At 70.3% G+C, this 12,577-nt stretch carries 13 protein-coding genes; 7 read left to right on the top strand and 6 right to left on the bottom strand.

What is annotated here, in order from left to right; translation table 11 throughout:
* Window positions 1-218: 218 nt before the first annotated feature.
* The gene (locus ACZ5ZX_RS06365; RefSeq protein ID WP_465500903.1) at window positions 219-1,835 is read left to right on the top strand and encodes a serine/threonine-protein kinase; all 1,617 of its coding nucleotides are present in this window, start codon (window positions 219-221) and stop codon (window positions 1,833-1,835) included.
* An 18-nt stretch (window positions 1,836-1,853) separates the two neighbouring features.
* Entirely contained in the window at window positions 1,854-2,894 is a 1,041-nt protein-coding gene (locus ACZ5ZX_RS06360; protein ID WP_465500902.1) for a serine/threonine-protein kinase, read from the top strand.
* Here ACZ5ZX_RS06360 and ACZ5ZX_RS06355 read toward each other — a convergent pair whose 3' ends face one another.
* Window positions 2,895-3,563 carry an alpha/beta fold hydrolase gene (locus tag ACZ5ZX_RS06355; RefSeq protein ID WP_465500901.1) on the bottom strand — a complete coding sequence of 223 codons (669 nt, stop codon included), beginning with the start codon at window positions 3,561-3,563 and terminating at the stop codon, window positions 2,895-2,897.
* A 70-nt stretch (window positions 3,564-3,633) separates the two neighbouring features.
* Complete coding sequence (locus tag ACZ5ZX_RS06350; protein WP_465500900.1) at window positions 3,634-4,572, bottom strand: LysR family transcriptional regulator; 939 nt, start codon at window positions 4,570-4,572, stop codon at window positions 3,634-3,636.
* 101 nt (window positions 4,573-4,673) lie between these two features.
* Between ACZ5ZX_RS06350 and ACZ5ZX_RS06345 the strand changes: the two genes are divergently transcribed.
* Both ACZ5ZX_RS06345 and ACZ5ZX_RS06340 read left to right on the top strand, forming a co-directional pair.
* Window positions 4,674-5,615, top strand: coding sequence for a DMT family transporter (locus tag ACZ5ZX_RS06345; RefSeq protein ID WP_465500899.1), 942 nt, complete (start codon window positions 4,674-4,676; stop codon window positions 5,613-5,615).
* Window positions 5,612-5,974 (top strand): hypothetical protein, encoded by a 363-nt coding sequence (locus ACZ5ZX_RS06340; protein ID WP_465500898.1) that lies wholly within the window; start codon window positions 5,612-5,614, stop codon window positions 5,972-5,974. Before ACZ5ZX_RS06345 ends, ACZ5ZX_RS06340 begins: the two co-directional genes overlap by 4 nt.
* Before the next feature lie 77 nt (window positions 5,975-6,051).
* On the opposite strand, the gene ACZ5ZX_RS06335 is transcribed toward ACZ5ZX_RS06340, so the two are convergent.
* The 3 genes from ACZ5ZX_RS06335 to ACZ5ZX_RS06325 are packed head-to-tail and all read right to left on the bottom strand — an operon-like array spanning window position 6,052 to window position 8,497.
* Window positions 6,052-6,420: a DUF4345 domain-containing protein gene (locus ACZ5ZX_RS06335; protein ID WP_465500897.1), complete on the bottom strand. Its 369-nt coding sequence runs from the start codon at window positions 6,418-6,420 to the stop codon at window positions 6,052-6,054.
* Window positions 6,421-7,128 (bottom strand): response regulator, encoded by a 708-nt coding sequence (locus ACZ5ZX_RS06330; protein ID WP_465500896.1) that lies wholly within the window; start codon window positions 7,126-7,128, stop codon window positions 6,421-6,423.
* A gap of 7 nt (window positions 7,129-7,135) precedes the next feature.
* A complete protein-coding gene (locus ACZ5ZX_RS06325; protein ID WP_465500895.1) occupies window positions 7,136-8,497 on the bottom strand; it encodes a PspC domain-containing protein in 1,362 nt (453 codons plus the stop codon).
* 111 nt (window positions 8,498-8,608) lie between these two features.
* On the opposite strand from ACZ5ZX_RS06325, the gene ACZ5ZX_RS06320 reads away from it, so the two are divergent.
* Both ACZ5ZX_RS06320 and ACZ5ZX_RS06315 read left to right on the top strand, forming a co-directional pair.
* Window positions 8,609-9,886: a PspC domain-containing protein gene (locus tag ACZ5ZX_RS06320; RefSeq protein WP_465500894.1), complete on the top strand. Its 1,278-nt coding sequence runs from the start codon at window positions 8,609-8,611 to the stop codon at window positions 9,884-9,886.
* The gene (locus ACZ5ZX_RS06315; RefSeq protein ID WP_465500893.1) at window positions 9,879-10,112 is read left to right on the top strand and encodes a hypothetical protein; all 234 of its coding nucleotides are present in this window, start codon (window positions 9,879-9,881) and stop codon (window positions 10,110-10,112) included. The genes ACZ5ZX_RS06320 and ACZ5ZX_RS06315 overlap by 8 nt, the downstream gene beginning before the upstream one ends.
* 155 nt (window positions 10,113-10,267) lie before the next feature.
* Here ACZ5ZX_RS06315 and guaA read toward each other — a convergent pair whose 3' ends face one another.
* Window positions 10,268-11,824, bottom strand: coding sequence for a glutamine-hydrolyzing GMP synthase (gene guaA, locus ACZ5ZX_RS06310; protein ID WP_465500892.1), 1,557 nt, complete (start codon window positions 11,822-11,824; stop codon window positions 10,268-10,270).
* 126 nt (window positions 11,825-11,950) lie between these two features.
* On the opposite strand from guaA, the gene ACZ5ZX_RS06305 reads away from it, so the two are divergent.
* The gene (locus ACZ5ZX_RS06305) at window positions 11,951-12,484 is read left to right on the top strand and encodes a DinB family protein (RefSeq protein WP_465500891.1); all 534 of its coding nucleotides are present in this window, start codon (window positions 11,951-11,953) and stop codon (window positions 12,482-12,484) included.
* Window positions 12,485-12,577: the final 93 nt, after the last annotated feature.

Genomic DNA, 12,577 nt, shown 5'->3' with positions numbered 1-12,577 from the left:
GGATACCCGGCGTCGAACCGCCCTCTACCCAGGGCGATCAGAGCGTACCGCGTGTGTGTGCGCAGAGTGAGCGCCTAGCCTTGTCACGAGTCGGTCTCGGAAAAGCCGGCACACAGACCACTACATGTGCATACGCTCCAAGGCTGTGGCGTGCTGAAGGCCGCACCGCGTACGCGGACGACTCCGCGACGTGAAGACGGAGCCCAAAGGGAGGTCGCGTGAGCGACGAGGGTCGCCTGGTCGCCGGTCGATATCGCATCGTCGGGCGGATCGGCACGGGCGCGATGGGTGCCGTCTGGCAAGCGCACGACGAGGTACTCGGCCGCACGGTGGCGATCAAGCAGCTGCTGCTGCAGCCCGGCCTCGAAGCCCAAGGCGCCGAGGACGCTCGCCAGCGCACCATGCGTGAGGGCCGGATCGCCGCCAGGTTGCACCACCCGAACGCCATCTCGGTGTTCGACGTCGTCACCGACGACAACGGGCAGCCGTGCCTGATCATGGAGTACCTGAACTCCACCAGCCTCGCCCAGGTGCTGCAGGAGGAGCGGACCCTCCCGCCGATCGAGGTGGCCCGGATCGGCGCGCAGGTCGCGGCGGCGCTGACCGAGGCGCACGCCGTCGGCATCGTGCACCGGGACATCAAGCCCGGCAACATCCTGCTCGCCCCCAACGGCACGGTGAAGATCACCGACTTCGGCATCTCCCGGGCCAAGGACGACGTCACGGTCACCAAGACCGGGATGATCGCCGGCACGCCCGCCTACCTGGCGCCCGAGGTCGCCATCGGCGGCGACCCCGGCCCCGAGTCCGACGTCTTCTCGCTCGGCTCGACGCTCTACGCGGCCTGCGAAGGCCAGCCCCCGTTCGGCCTCAGCGAGAACACGCTGAGCCTGCTGCACGCCGTCGCGGCCGGGCAGATCATCCCGCCGCGTCAGTCCGGCCCGCTCGCCAGCGTGCTGGCCGTGCTGCTGCATCCGGAGATCCGGCACCGGCCCACCGCCGAAGAGTGCGAAGAGCTGCTGGCCGCTGTCGCGCGCGGTGAGACGCCGCTGGGCGGCCCCGCCGACGAAACCATGCTCGCCGCCCCGGTCGCGGGTGGTCTCGCGGGCGCGGGCGTGACACAGGCCCTCGACAGCGAGTCGGCCGGCCATTCGGGTTCGCTCCTCGACGAACAGGCCGCGGCGGGTCCGTACTACGACGAGGACGACTACCACCAGCCGCCCGCGTCGAACTACCCGGAAGACGACTACGACGGGTACGACAACTACGACGAGACGGCGCTGCTGTCGGAACGCGGCCACCCCGGCGGCGGCCCGGCGCCCACGCGCGCCGTCCCGGTACCCGCGGGCGACTACGACGACGAGCCCTACGACGACGACTACGACACCCCGCCTCCCCCGCCGCCCACCCGTGCGCAGACCAGCCCGGTGGACGAGGACGACGACGAGAAGCCGGGCGCGTGGAAGAAGCCCGCGATCATCGGCGGTGTGGTGGTCGTGGCGCTGGCCGCGCTGGGTATCTGGCTGCTGAGCCCGAACAACCCGGAAACCCCCGCGCAGGTCGGGAACTCTTCGACGAAACCGTCTCCCTCGGCGACCTCTTCGGCTCCCGAGACGACGGAATCGCCGTCGGAGACCACGTCGTCCGAGCCGCCCAAGGAGACGCCGACCTCGTCGAAGAAGACGTCGAGCAAGGCGACCCAGCCCCAGGAGCCGGAGCCGCCGTCGCCGACGAAGACACCCTCCAGGTCTTCGTCGAAGCCGCCGGCGTCATCGTCGTCACCGCCACCGTCGAGCGAGCCCGACCCGCCGTCATCGGCTCCGGCTAATCCGTGATCTGATCCGAGGCTGCAATTGAGTTCTGAAGGTTCCATCGTCGGCGGCCGGTACCGCCTGGACCAGCCCATCGGGCGTGGCCGGGCGGGCATCGTCTGGCTGGCGTTCGACACGCGGCTGCTGCGCACGGTCGCGATGAAGCGGATGTATCTGCCCGTCGGCCTGCCGCCGGACCGGGCGGAGCAGGCCAAGGCCGTCGTCATCCAAGAGGGCAAGGACGCGGCCAAGTTCGAGCACGCCACCGCCATCAAGGTGTACGACGTCCTGCCGGACGGTCCGGACGTGTGGCTGGTGATGGAGTACATCCCGTCGCGCGGGATGGCGACCTTCCTCGCCGAACACGGCAGGCTGACCGCGGAACAGGCCGCCGCGCTGGGCATCATGCTCGGCCGCGCGCTGGCCGCGATGCACGAGGCCGGGGTGGTGCACCGGACGGTCGAGCCGGGCACGGTCCTGCTGGCCGACGACGGCGGCGTGAAGCTCACCGACATCGGCATCACCGGTGGCGGGGCGAGTCCGGCGTACCGGGCGCCCGAGGTGGCGCGCGGCGAACCGGCGACCTCGGCGTCCGACGTGTTCTCACTGGGCGCGACGCTGTACACGGCCGTCGAAGGGGTGCCGCCGTTCGGCGAGGACGGCGAGTCTTCGGAGCGGCCGCCGCAGACCGCCGGTCCGCTGGCGGGCGCGCTGCGCAAGATGCTGCGGGCCGAGCCGAGCGCACGGCCGACGATGGCCGACACGGTCCGCTCGCTGGGCGCGATCACCGAGGGGCGGCAGACGGCGTTCATCCCGCCGACAGCGCCCGCGATGCCCACGGTCCCGGCTTCGATGCCGATGCCGCAGGCGCCGCAGCAGCCGGTTCCGCAGTTCCCCCAGCAGCAACCTCCGCGGTATCAAGCGCCGCAGCAGTACGCGCCGCCGCCGCAGCAGCAGTACCAGCCCGCTCCCGCGCCGGCCGCGACCAAGTCGCCGGACACCCGGAAGTGGCTGATCACCGCGGGTGCCGTGGTCGCGGCGATCCTCATCGGGGTGCTGTTCGCGGAACTGTTCCTGATTTGATCACAGCCGCTCACGGACCAGCGTCACCAGTTCGACGGGACGGCTGAGGTACGGGCTGTGACTCGCCCGCCAGGTCACCGTCGTCTCGCAGCGCGCGGCGTAGTGGACGACCATTTCCGGGATGAGCGCCCGGTCTTCGGTGCAGGTGAGGTAGGTGGTCGGGGTGTCCTTCCACGCCGCGCCCTCCGGGGACTCGTCGAAGATCGTGACGGGTTCCGGCCGCAGCAACGCCGTGGCGCGCTCGGCGACGGCGTCCGTGCAGTCGGCGTACATGGCCTCGCGGACGGCGGCGAGGTCGAGATGGGTCAGGCCCGCGTCATCGAAGATCAAGGGGACCTGGGCGGGTTCGCGGCCGGTCTCCTCTTTGGCTCGCTCGATCCAGTACTGCGCGGTTTCCCCCGGCTCGCTGACGATCGCGGCCAGGTAGATCAGGTGCGAGGCCCCCTGAAGCCCACTGGCGGTCAGGCCGCCGAAGGAGTGCGCCAGCACCACCGGCGGCTCGGCCGCTTGGTCGACGATCTCCTGAACGATCCGGGTGGTTTCGGCGATCGGGAGGGCACCGAGGTCGGGAACGGTGACGTCTGCGCCGTCCCGGCGCAGGCGCTCGACGACGTCGTCGAAATGGGCGGGCTGGTGCCAAGAGCCGTGCAGGACGATCAAGGGACGCACGGAGGTCCTTTCTCTGGCGGGAATGTGGCTTCCCCGCCAGGCTGTCGACCGCCGCTACGGCTGATCAAGCTCAGCCGGTTTTCCTGCCCACCTGATCACTCCCGCCTACCTGTCCGGTCAGGGCTCCTTCGCGGATCGCGCTGAGGAACCGCCGTACCGCGGGGTGTTCCCTGGCGTGCGCGGCGACGGCCGCGTGAATGGACCGCACCGGATCGGGACGGCGGACCTTGCGGATGGCGACGCCGGGATGCGGGGCGCCGAGGCCGAGTTCCGGGATCAGCGCGACCCCGAGCCCTGCGGCGACAAACCCTTGCGCCGTCTGGTAATCCTCGGATTCGACAACATGGTTGGGGGCGAATCCGGCCGCGCCGCAGGCGTCGAGCAGGATGTCGCGGCAGGCACCGGGGAGACCGTCGACGCCGACCCAGGGATCCTCCGCGAGTTCGGCCAGGTCGAGGACGCGCTTACGGGCGAGCCGGTGGTTCCTCGGCAGGATCGCGCGGTACGGGTCGTCGAGGAGGTGCACGTACTCGACGCCCTTGACCACGGGCGTGCTGCTGGGGAGCACGATCATCGCGACGTCCGCCTTGCCCGACTCGATCTCGGGCATCGAATCGTCGGGCTCGACCAGTTTCAGGTCGAGGCGGACGCCAGGGAAGTCCCGGCGCAGCGCGGCGACGGCCAACGGGACCAGTGACGCACCGGCGGTGGCGAAATAGCGGATCGCGAGCCTGCCGGTGCGGCCTTCCTTGAGCTCGGTGAGCGCGGCCTCGGCCTTGGCGAGCTGGGTGCTCAGCGTTTCCGCGTGTTCGGACAGCAGCGAGCCGGCCGGTGTCGGCCGTACACCGCGGCCGACGCGTTCCAGCAGTTCGACGCCCGCTTCCCGTTCCAGGGTGGACAACTGCTGGCTGATGGCGGAAGGTGTGTAGCCGAGATTCCGGGCGGCGGCGGTGATCGAGCCACTGCTGATCACAGCTCGGAGGACCTGCATACGGCGTACGTCCAGCATGGTCGGATCTTACAGTTCTTCTTAAGCCTCCCTGCAGTTATTTTCGCTTGTCCTTACGCGTCGGCGCGGCGAAGCTGGGCCAGGCACGAAGGAGGACTGGGGTGGGCGAGACCAAGACCCTGCTGCGGATCGGCGCGCTGGCGCTCATGTGGGGATCGAGTTTCTTCTGGATCAAACTGGGGCTGGAGGCGTTCTCCCCGGTGCAGCTGGTGCTGGCGCGGGTGGCGCTGGGGGCGGCCGTGCTGATCGGGCTCTGCTACCTCGGGCGGGACCGGCTGCCGTCGGGACGGCGGATCTGGGGACATCTGGCCGTCGCGGCGTTCTTCCACAACGCGCTGCCGTTCCTGCTGTTCGCCTGGGGTGAGCTGACCGTCGATTCGGGGATCACCGGGGTCCTGAACGCGACGACGCCGTTGTGGGTGCTGGTCGCCGCGCCGATGCTGGGCGCGCGGACGAAGATGACCGCGGTCCGGGTCGCCGGGCTCGTCGCGGGGCTCGCCGGGATTTTGCTGATCTTCGCGCCGTGGGAGGCATCCGGCCTGCTCAGCTGGGGCGCGCTCGCCTGCCTCGCGGCGGCCGCGAGCTACGGGTTCGCGTTCGTCTACGAGGGCAAGTACCTGACCGGGACCGGCGACTCGCCGATGTCACTGGCCGGTGGGCAGATGCTGCTCGCGACCGGGTTCCTGCTGCTGGCGATGCCGATGGGCGGATTCGAGCCGGTGCACCTGAGCGCCGGCGCGGTCGTCGCGATCGTGGTGCTGGGGATCGGGTCGACCGGTATCGCGTTCGCGTTGAACTACCAGCTCCTCGCGAGCGAAGGCGCCGTCGCGGCTTCGATCGTCGGGTATCTGCTGCCGGTGGTGTCGGTGCTGCTGGGCGCGGTGTTCCTGGCCGAGTCGCTGAACTTCCGGGTGATCGCCGGGATGGTCGTCGTGCTGGGCGGCGTCGCGCTGACCCGGCTCCGCCCGAGGGAGCGGGGGACCTTTGCTACCGCCCCGGTGGCGGAGCGCCCCCTCGCCACCGCCGGGGAGACGACGCCGTGACCGCGACGACGACGTTGTGGCGGCCGACCGGCCCGGCCGAACTCGGCCTCGTCCGCGAGTCGGGGTGGCGGGAGTGGCCGCCGCGGCTCCCGGAACAGCCGATCTTCTACCCGGTGCTGAACGAGGACTACGCGATCAAGATCGCGCGTGACTGGAACGTGCGGTACGACGGCGCGGGCTTCGTGACGCGGTTCGACGTCGAGACCGAGTTCGTCAAGCGGTACCCCGTTCAGCAGGCTGGCGGGAAGACCATCCTGGAGCTCTGGGTACCGGCCGAAGAACTCGCCGAGTTCAACGCGCACATCGTGGGGAAGATCGAGGTCACACACGAATTCGGTCCCGCGCCAGAGCGCGTTTAGCGGGCTGAACGCGACGCGGTGCGGTGGGGCCCGGGGGCTCACCGCATCGCGTTTAGCCCGCTAAAGGCGACACGGCGTCAGAGGACGGAGACGACGAGCAGGGCGGCCATGACCAGCTCGACCCAGAAATAGAGCCAGCTCGGATAGAACCGCTCCGGCCGCTCCGCGAACCGCGCGACCAGCCGCCCGGAGGCCATCCCGACGAGTGCGACGGCCACCGCGATCGCGACGCCCCGCTGGATGCCGCCGACGTCGAAAGCCGCGAAACCGAGCAGCACGGCGATCGCCACCCCGAAGCCGCCGTAGACCGCGCGGACCTCGGTCCGCGCGGTCGCGGAGTCCAGCGTGATACCGAAGGGCCGGATCAACCGGCGCGGCGCGACGAGCCCGAGCAGCCCCATCCCCAGGAAGAACGCGGCCACCAGGCCGATGAGGACGGGCGCCATCTAGACGAGACGCCGGTCGGAAGCCCAGCGCGAAAGCTCGTACCGGTTCGAAAGCTGGGTCTTCCGCAGCACGCTCGACACATGCGTCTCGACGGTCTTCACCGAGATGAACAGCTCGGACGCGATTTCCTTGTACGCGTACCCGCGCGCGAGCAGCCGCAGCACGTCGCGTTCCCGCGGCGTCAGCAGGTCGAGGTCCGGGTCACTGATCGGCGCGGAACCCGGCCGGTCGGCGAACGCGTCGAGCACGAATCCGGCCAGCCGCGGCGAGAACACCGCGTCGCCGTCGGAAACCCGCACGACCGCGCGCACGAGTTCCTTCGACGAGATCGTCTTCGTGACATAGCCACGCGCCCCGGCACGGATCACGGCGATCACGTCCTCCGCGGCGTCGGAGACCGACAGCGCGAGGAACACGACATCGGGCAGTTCCGGGCGGACCCGGCGGAGCACCTCCGCGCCGCCACCGTCCGGCATGTGCACGTCGAGCAACACGACCTGCGGTTTGGTCCGCGCGATCCCGGCGACCGCCTCGGCGACCGAGCCCGCCTCACCGACCACGCGCACGTCGTCGGTGATCGAATCCAGTTCGGTGCGCACGCCTGCCCGGAAGAGCGCGTGGTCGTCGACGAGGAAGACCTTGACCGGCTCCCGCGTCTGCTGGTTCTCCGTCACGATGCTCCCTCGCTCGCCCTGTGCACTGAGCATAGCGACCTCACGCCGCGCCCTTCCCCGCCTTGACCGGCATCTCCAGCTGGACCTCGGTGCCTTCACCCGGTGCGGTACGCAGTTTGCACTTGCCCCCGTGCCGTTCCATCCGCCCCCGGATGGAATCGGCGAGTCCGTGCCGGTCGGCCGGGACGACGTCGGGATCGAATCCCTTGCCCCGGTCGCGCACGAAGACCGTCACCGCTGTCGGCTCGACCTCGGCGTACACGCTGACCTCGTCGACACCCGCGTGTTTGGCGGCGTTGACGATCGCTTCGCGCGCCGCCTGAACCAGCGCGGTCAGCGGTTCGTTCAGCGTGGCTTCCCCCACCACGACCTGCTGAACCGAAATCGCGAAGGCGTCCTCGACCTCGCCGCACGCGGCCGCGAGCACCTCGGACAGCTGCCCGCTGATCGTTTCCTCGTCGGTCTTCTGGCTCTTGCCGTACCCCGTCGGCCCGTACAGCCAGGCGCGCAGCTCGCGTTCCTGACCGCGCGCGAGCCTGGCGACCTCGCGCGGCGATTCCGCCTGCTTCTGGATCAGCGCGAGGGTCTGCAGGACCGAGTCGTGCAGATGCGCGGCGATCTCGGCGCGTTCGTCGGTGCGGACGCGGGCGGTGCGCTCGTCGGACAGGTCGCGGACCAGGCGCAACCAGAACGGGACGGTGAGCACGGCGACCCCGAACAGCGTCGCGATCACCGCGACCAGCGCGAACTTGACCTGGTCGATACTGCCGCTCTGCAGGACGACGACGCCGATCCCGGTCATCACCAGCGCGACACCGGCGACGACGCGGATCGCGGCCGACCAGCCCCCGCCGCCGAGGAACGCTCCGGCGACACTGTCCTTCGCCCCGAGACGCCAGCGGCGTCGCTGCGACTCGTCGGCCTCACGCCAGACGACCGCCGCACCGATCATGGCCAGCGCGAGCGGGATCGCGAGCCAGCCGCTGATCAGGCCGGTCAACGTGCCGCTGGCGACGGCGAGGCCGACCCCGAGCGCCATCAGGCCGAAAGCCTGCTGCTTCTCCTTCGGGGCGGATTTCTCCTGCTCCCGCGCGATCTCACCGGACTGCTGCTGGACGAAGACCCAGAGCAGGCCGTATGCGAGCAGGCCGACGCCGTTCATCGCGGACAGCAACGCGAACGCCGTCCGGACCCAGAGCACCTTGACGCCGAGGTGATCGGCGAGCCCGCCAGCCACACCCGCGATGGCCCGGCCGGACCGGCGGCGGTACATCTTGGGCGGTTCGAACTGCGTCAAGGGCGGGACGACGGGCACCGGCACCGGAGGGCGCTCGATGATCGTCGGTTTCGCCTGCCCGGCGAGGTCGGTGGGGGCGGGTTCCTGCACGTTCTCCATGGTCACACGCCAGGAGGTACTGATCCATCGGGGAAACCCCTGACTCTTCCCGCTGGGGGAAACCTCAGGGACGTTCCCGGATGTGTCGGGTGTCCACCGGGGCGCATTCTTTGTGGCATGAGTGGGAGTGAGACACAAACGCCGAAGCGCGGCCCCGCGGCCGGCTTCGAGGAGACCGTCAAGGATTTCTGGCGGAGCAGGCCGGTCCGCCCGGTGCACGGCCGTAAATTCGCCGGCGTCGCGGCCGGGATCGGCTACCGGTACGGCATCGACCCGACCGTGGTCCGCGTCGCGCTGGTCGCCGCGACCGTGTTCGGCGGCTTCGGCGTCTTCGTCTATCTGCTGGGCTGGCTGTTCCTGCCGCAGGAGGGTGATCGCGTTTCCGCGTTCGAGGGCCTGATCGGCCGGGGCCGCGCGTCGAGTTCGCCGGCGTTCGCGGTGTTGCTGCTGATCCTGCTGTTCCCTGGTCTCACCTGGACCCTGAGCGGCGGCTGGATGACCGATGGCACGGGGCTGATCGGCTTCGCGCTGGTCGCCGTCGCGCTGTACCTGCTGCATCGCAATCGCGGGCAGTTCAACCGGCCGGTGATGCCCGCTCCGGCGTATCCGACCGCGGCGTTCTCGATGGCGTCGGCGTCGGCCTCCGCTTCGACGGCGACCGAGGGCGGCTGGGACCCGCTCGCGGCCGACCCGTCCGGCTGGGACCTGCCGAACGCGTCGTCGCCGTTCGGTGGCGGTGGCCTGCCGCCGCAGACCCCTCCGCCGCCTCCCCCACCGCCGGCGCCTCGCGGCCGGAAGTCGAAGATCGGCGCCGCGACGTTCGGGGTCGCCGTACTGGTCGCCGGGGTCGGCACCGTCCTCGCTCTGGACGGCGAGGCGTGGTTCACCATGCAGCACGTCGTCGGGCTCACCCTCGGCGTGGTCGGCATCGGACTGGTGGCAGGCTCGTTCGTCCGGGGCGGTCGCGGGTTGATCGGGCTGGCGGTGCCGCTGGCGATCGTCGGGATGGCGCTGACCACGGTGCCGTTCGAGAACTTCTCCGTGAAGGGCGGTGTGGGCGACCTGAGCGTGACGCCGAGTCAGGTGTCCGAGGTGCTGCCCGAGTACCACCGTTCGGCCGGGGACATCGACCTCGACCTGACCAAACTGCCCGCGGGGACATCGGTGACCACGAAGGTCACCAGTGGGGCGGGAACCTCGACGGTGCTCGTGCCGAGGAGTGCCGAGGTGAAGGTCACCTGCGAGACGGGGGCGGGGGACGTCGACTGCCTCGGTCAGACGCGCTCGGGGGTCGGTGAGGACGCGATCGACTTTACCGCGCCAGGCGACAGTGGCCAGAGGATCGTCCTGCAGGTCAAGAACGGTGTCGGAAACGTGGAGGTGCGTCGTGGCTGAGTACGACTACGACAAGTACGACAGCGCGCAGGCCCAACCGGCGAAGCGCGGAGTGGACGTCTTCACCCTGATCGTCGGGATCGCGACGCTGCTGGTGTCGGGTTACGTCCTCTCGGACGGCTCCACATGGCTCCCGCAGTTCGACTTCCGGTGGGTCATGGCGGGCGGGGCGATCTTCGTCGGCGTCCTGCTTCTCGCCGCTTCGCTGCGCAAGAGCCGCCGCTAGCGGCCACGCTCACGAACCACTCCCTCAGAAGGCCCCGGCCCCTCGCCGGGGCCTTCACCTTGCGCCCACCTGCGGGAGGACGCTCCGCCCCGCCCAAGTGCCCAGGCGACGCGGATCGCGTTTAGCCCGCTAAACGCGAGTCGGAGGGGTGCGGGTCACTCCCACTCGATGGTGCCCGGCGGCTTGGACGTGACGTCCAGGACCACCCGGTTCACCTCGGCGACCTCGTTGGTGATGCGGGTCGAGATCCGCTCCAGAACCTCGTAGGGCAGCCGCGTCCAGTCCGCGGTCATCGCGTCCTCGGACGACACCGGCCGCAGCACGATCGGGTGCCCGTAGGTCCGCCCGTCGCCCTGCACGCCGACACTGCGGACGTCGGCCAGCAGCACCACCGGGCACTGCCAGATCTCGTCGTCCAGCCCGGCCGCGGTGAGTTCCTCACGCGCGATGGCGTCCGCCGCGCGCAGCGTCTCGAGCCGCTCGGCGTCGACGGCGCCGACGATCCGGATGCCGAGCCCCGGCCCGGGGAACGGCTGCCGCCGCACGATCGTCTCCGGCAGCCCGAGCTCCAGCCCGACGCGGCGCACCTCGTCCTTGAACAGCAGGCGCAGCGGCTCGACGAGTTCGAACTGCAGGTCGTCGGGCAGTCCGCCGACGTTGTGGTGGCTCTTGATGTTCGCCGCACCCTCGCCGCCGCCGGATTCGACGACGTCCGGGTACAGCGTCCCCTGCACCAGGAACTTGTAGTCGCCCTCGGCCTTGAGGTCGCGCTCGGCCTGCTCGAACACGCGGATGAACTCGCGCCCGATGATCTTGCGCTTCTCCTCGGGGTCGGTGACCCCGGCGAGCGCGTCGAGGAACCGCTCGCGCGCGTCGACGGTGACCAGGTTGACCCCGGTGGCTGCGACGAAATCGCGCTCGACCTGTGTCCGCTCGCCGGAGCGCAGCAGACCGTGGTCGACGAACACGCAGGTCAGCCGGTCACCGATGGCGCGCTGCACCAGCGCGGCGGCCACCGCGGAGTCGACACCGCCGGAGAGCCCGCAGATCGCGCGGCCGTCGCCGACCTGTTCGGCGATGCGGGTGACCTGCTCGTCGACGATGGACGAGGTCGTCCACTGCGGCCGGATGCCCGCGATGTCGTGCAGGAAGCGGCGAAGCACCTCCTGGCCGTGCGGCGAGTGGTGGACCTCGGGGTGGTACTGAACGCCGGCGAAGCGGCGCTCGACGTCTTCGAACCCGGCGACCGCGGCGCCATCGCTCGACGCGGTCACGGTGGCGCCCTCAGGGGCCTTGGTGACGCTGTCGTTGTGGCTCATCCAGGCGGGCTGGGTGTTCGGCAGGCCGGCGTGCAGGACGCCGCCCTCACCGGCGACGCGGACCTCGGTGCGGCCGAACTCGCGGATCCCGGTCGGTTCGACCGTGCCGCCGAGGGCCTGCGCGAGCACCTGGTGGCCGTAGCAGATCCCGAGGATCGGCACGCCCGCGTCGACCAGCCCGGGGGCGAGCGCGGGGGCGTTCTCCGCGTACACGCTGGAAGGACCACCGGAAAGGATGATGGCGGCCGGATTCTTCGCGAGGATGTCCTCGGCGGTGGCGGTGTGCGGGACGACTTCGGAGTAGACCTGGGCCTCACGTACGCGGCGCGCGATCAGCTGCGCGTACTGCGCCCCGAAGTCCACGACGAGTACCGGACCGGTGGGACTGGGCACCTGAGACCTCCTGATCAGAGCAGCACGCTTCCCCACCATCGTCCCAGGTGGGCCCGGTCACCCCGCCGCCAACCCCCAGACGATTCAGGACAGTCGCTGACCGCTAGGGGGCCTACCGTCGGAGACATGGGCATCGACTGGAGCAAGGAACTCTCCGAACAGCTCGACTGGCACTGGACGCGGCACCTGCGGCCCCGGCTGAACACCCTCACCGACGACGAATATCTCTGGGAACCCGTCGAGGGTTGCTGGACGATCCGCGCGAGCAAGACCGGCGAGATCCAGATCGACTGGGCGTCTCCGGAACCGTCACCGCCGCCGGTGACGACGATCGCCTGGCGGCTCGCCCACATCATCGTCGGCGTCTTCGCGATGCGGAACGCGTCGCACTTCGGCGGCCCGTCCGTCGACTACCAGACCTTCCCGTACGCGGCTTCCGCCCAAGAAGCGCTGAAGCAGCTCGACGACGCCTACGCGCACTGGCGCGACGGTGTCCGCCGCCTCTCCCCCGAAGACCTCGCGAAGCCGTGCGGCCCGGCCGAGGGCCCGTACTCCGAATACCCGCTCGCGACCCTCGTCCTGCACATCAACCGGGAGGCCATCCACCACGGCGCCGAGGTCCTCCTCCTGCGCGACCTCTACCGGCGGCGTCGCGTTTAGCCCGCTAAAGGCGCTCCCCGGCCGCGGGGGGGGTTTTGGGGGATAACCGCCGCCCCCCCAAAACGGCCCCGCCCCGGAACGGCACCGCGGTCG

The sequence above is a fragment of the Amycolatopsis sp. NPDC033938 genome (assembly GCF_055575975.1).
This window is presented reverse-complemented; position numbering and strand designations above follow the sequence as displayed.

Excerpts from the sequence above, each read along its gene's own strand:
- ACZ5ZX_RS06350 (WP_465500900.1), bottom strand. The coding sequence starts at position 4,572 with ATGCTGGACGTACGCCGTATGCAGGTCCTCCGAGCTGTGATCAGCAGT.
- ACZ5ZX_RS06335 (WP_465500897.1), bottom strand. The coding sequence starts at position 6,420 with ATGGCGCCCGTCCTCATCGGCCTGGTGGCCGCGTTCTTCCTGGGGATG.
- ACZ5ZX_RS06330 (WP_465500896.1), bottom strand. The coding sequence starts at position 7,128 with ATGCTCAGTGCACAGGGCGAGCGAGGGAGCATCGTGACGGAGAACCAG.
- ACZ5ZX_RS06320 (WP_465500894.1), top strand. The coding sequence starts at position 8,609 with ATGAGTGGGAGTGAGACACAAACGCCGAAGCGCGGCCCCGCGGCCGGC.
- ACZ5ZX_RS06305 (WP_465500891.1), top strand. The coding sequence starts at position 11,951 with ATGGGCATCGACTGGAGCAAGGAACTCTCCGAACAGCTCGACTGGCAC.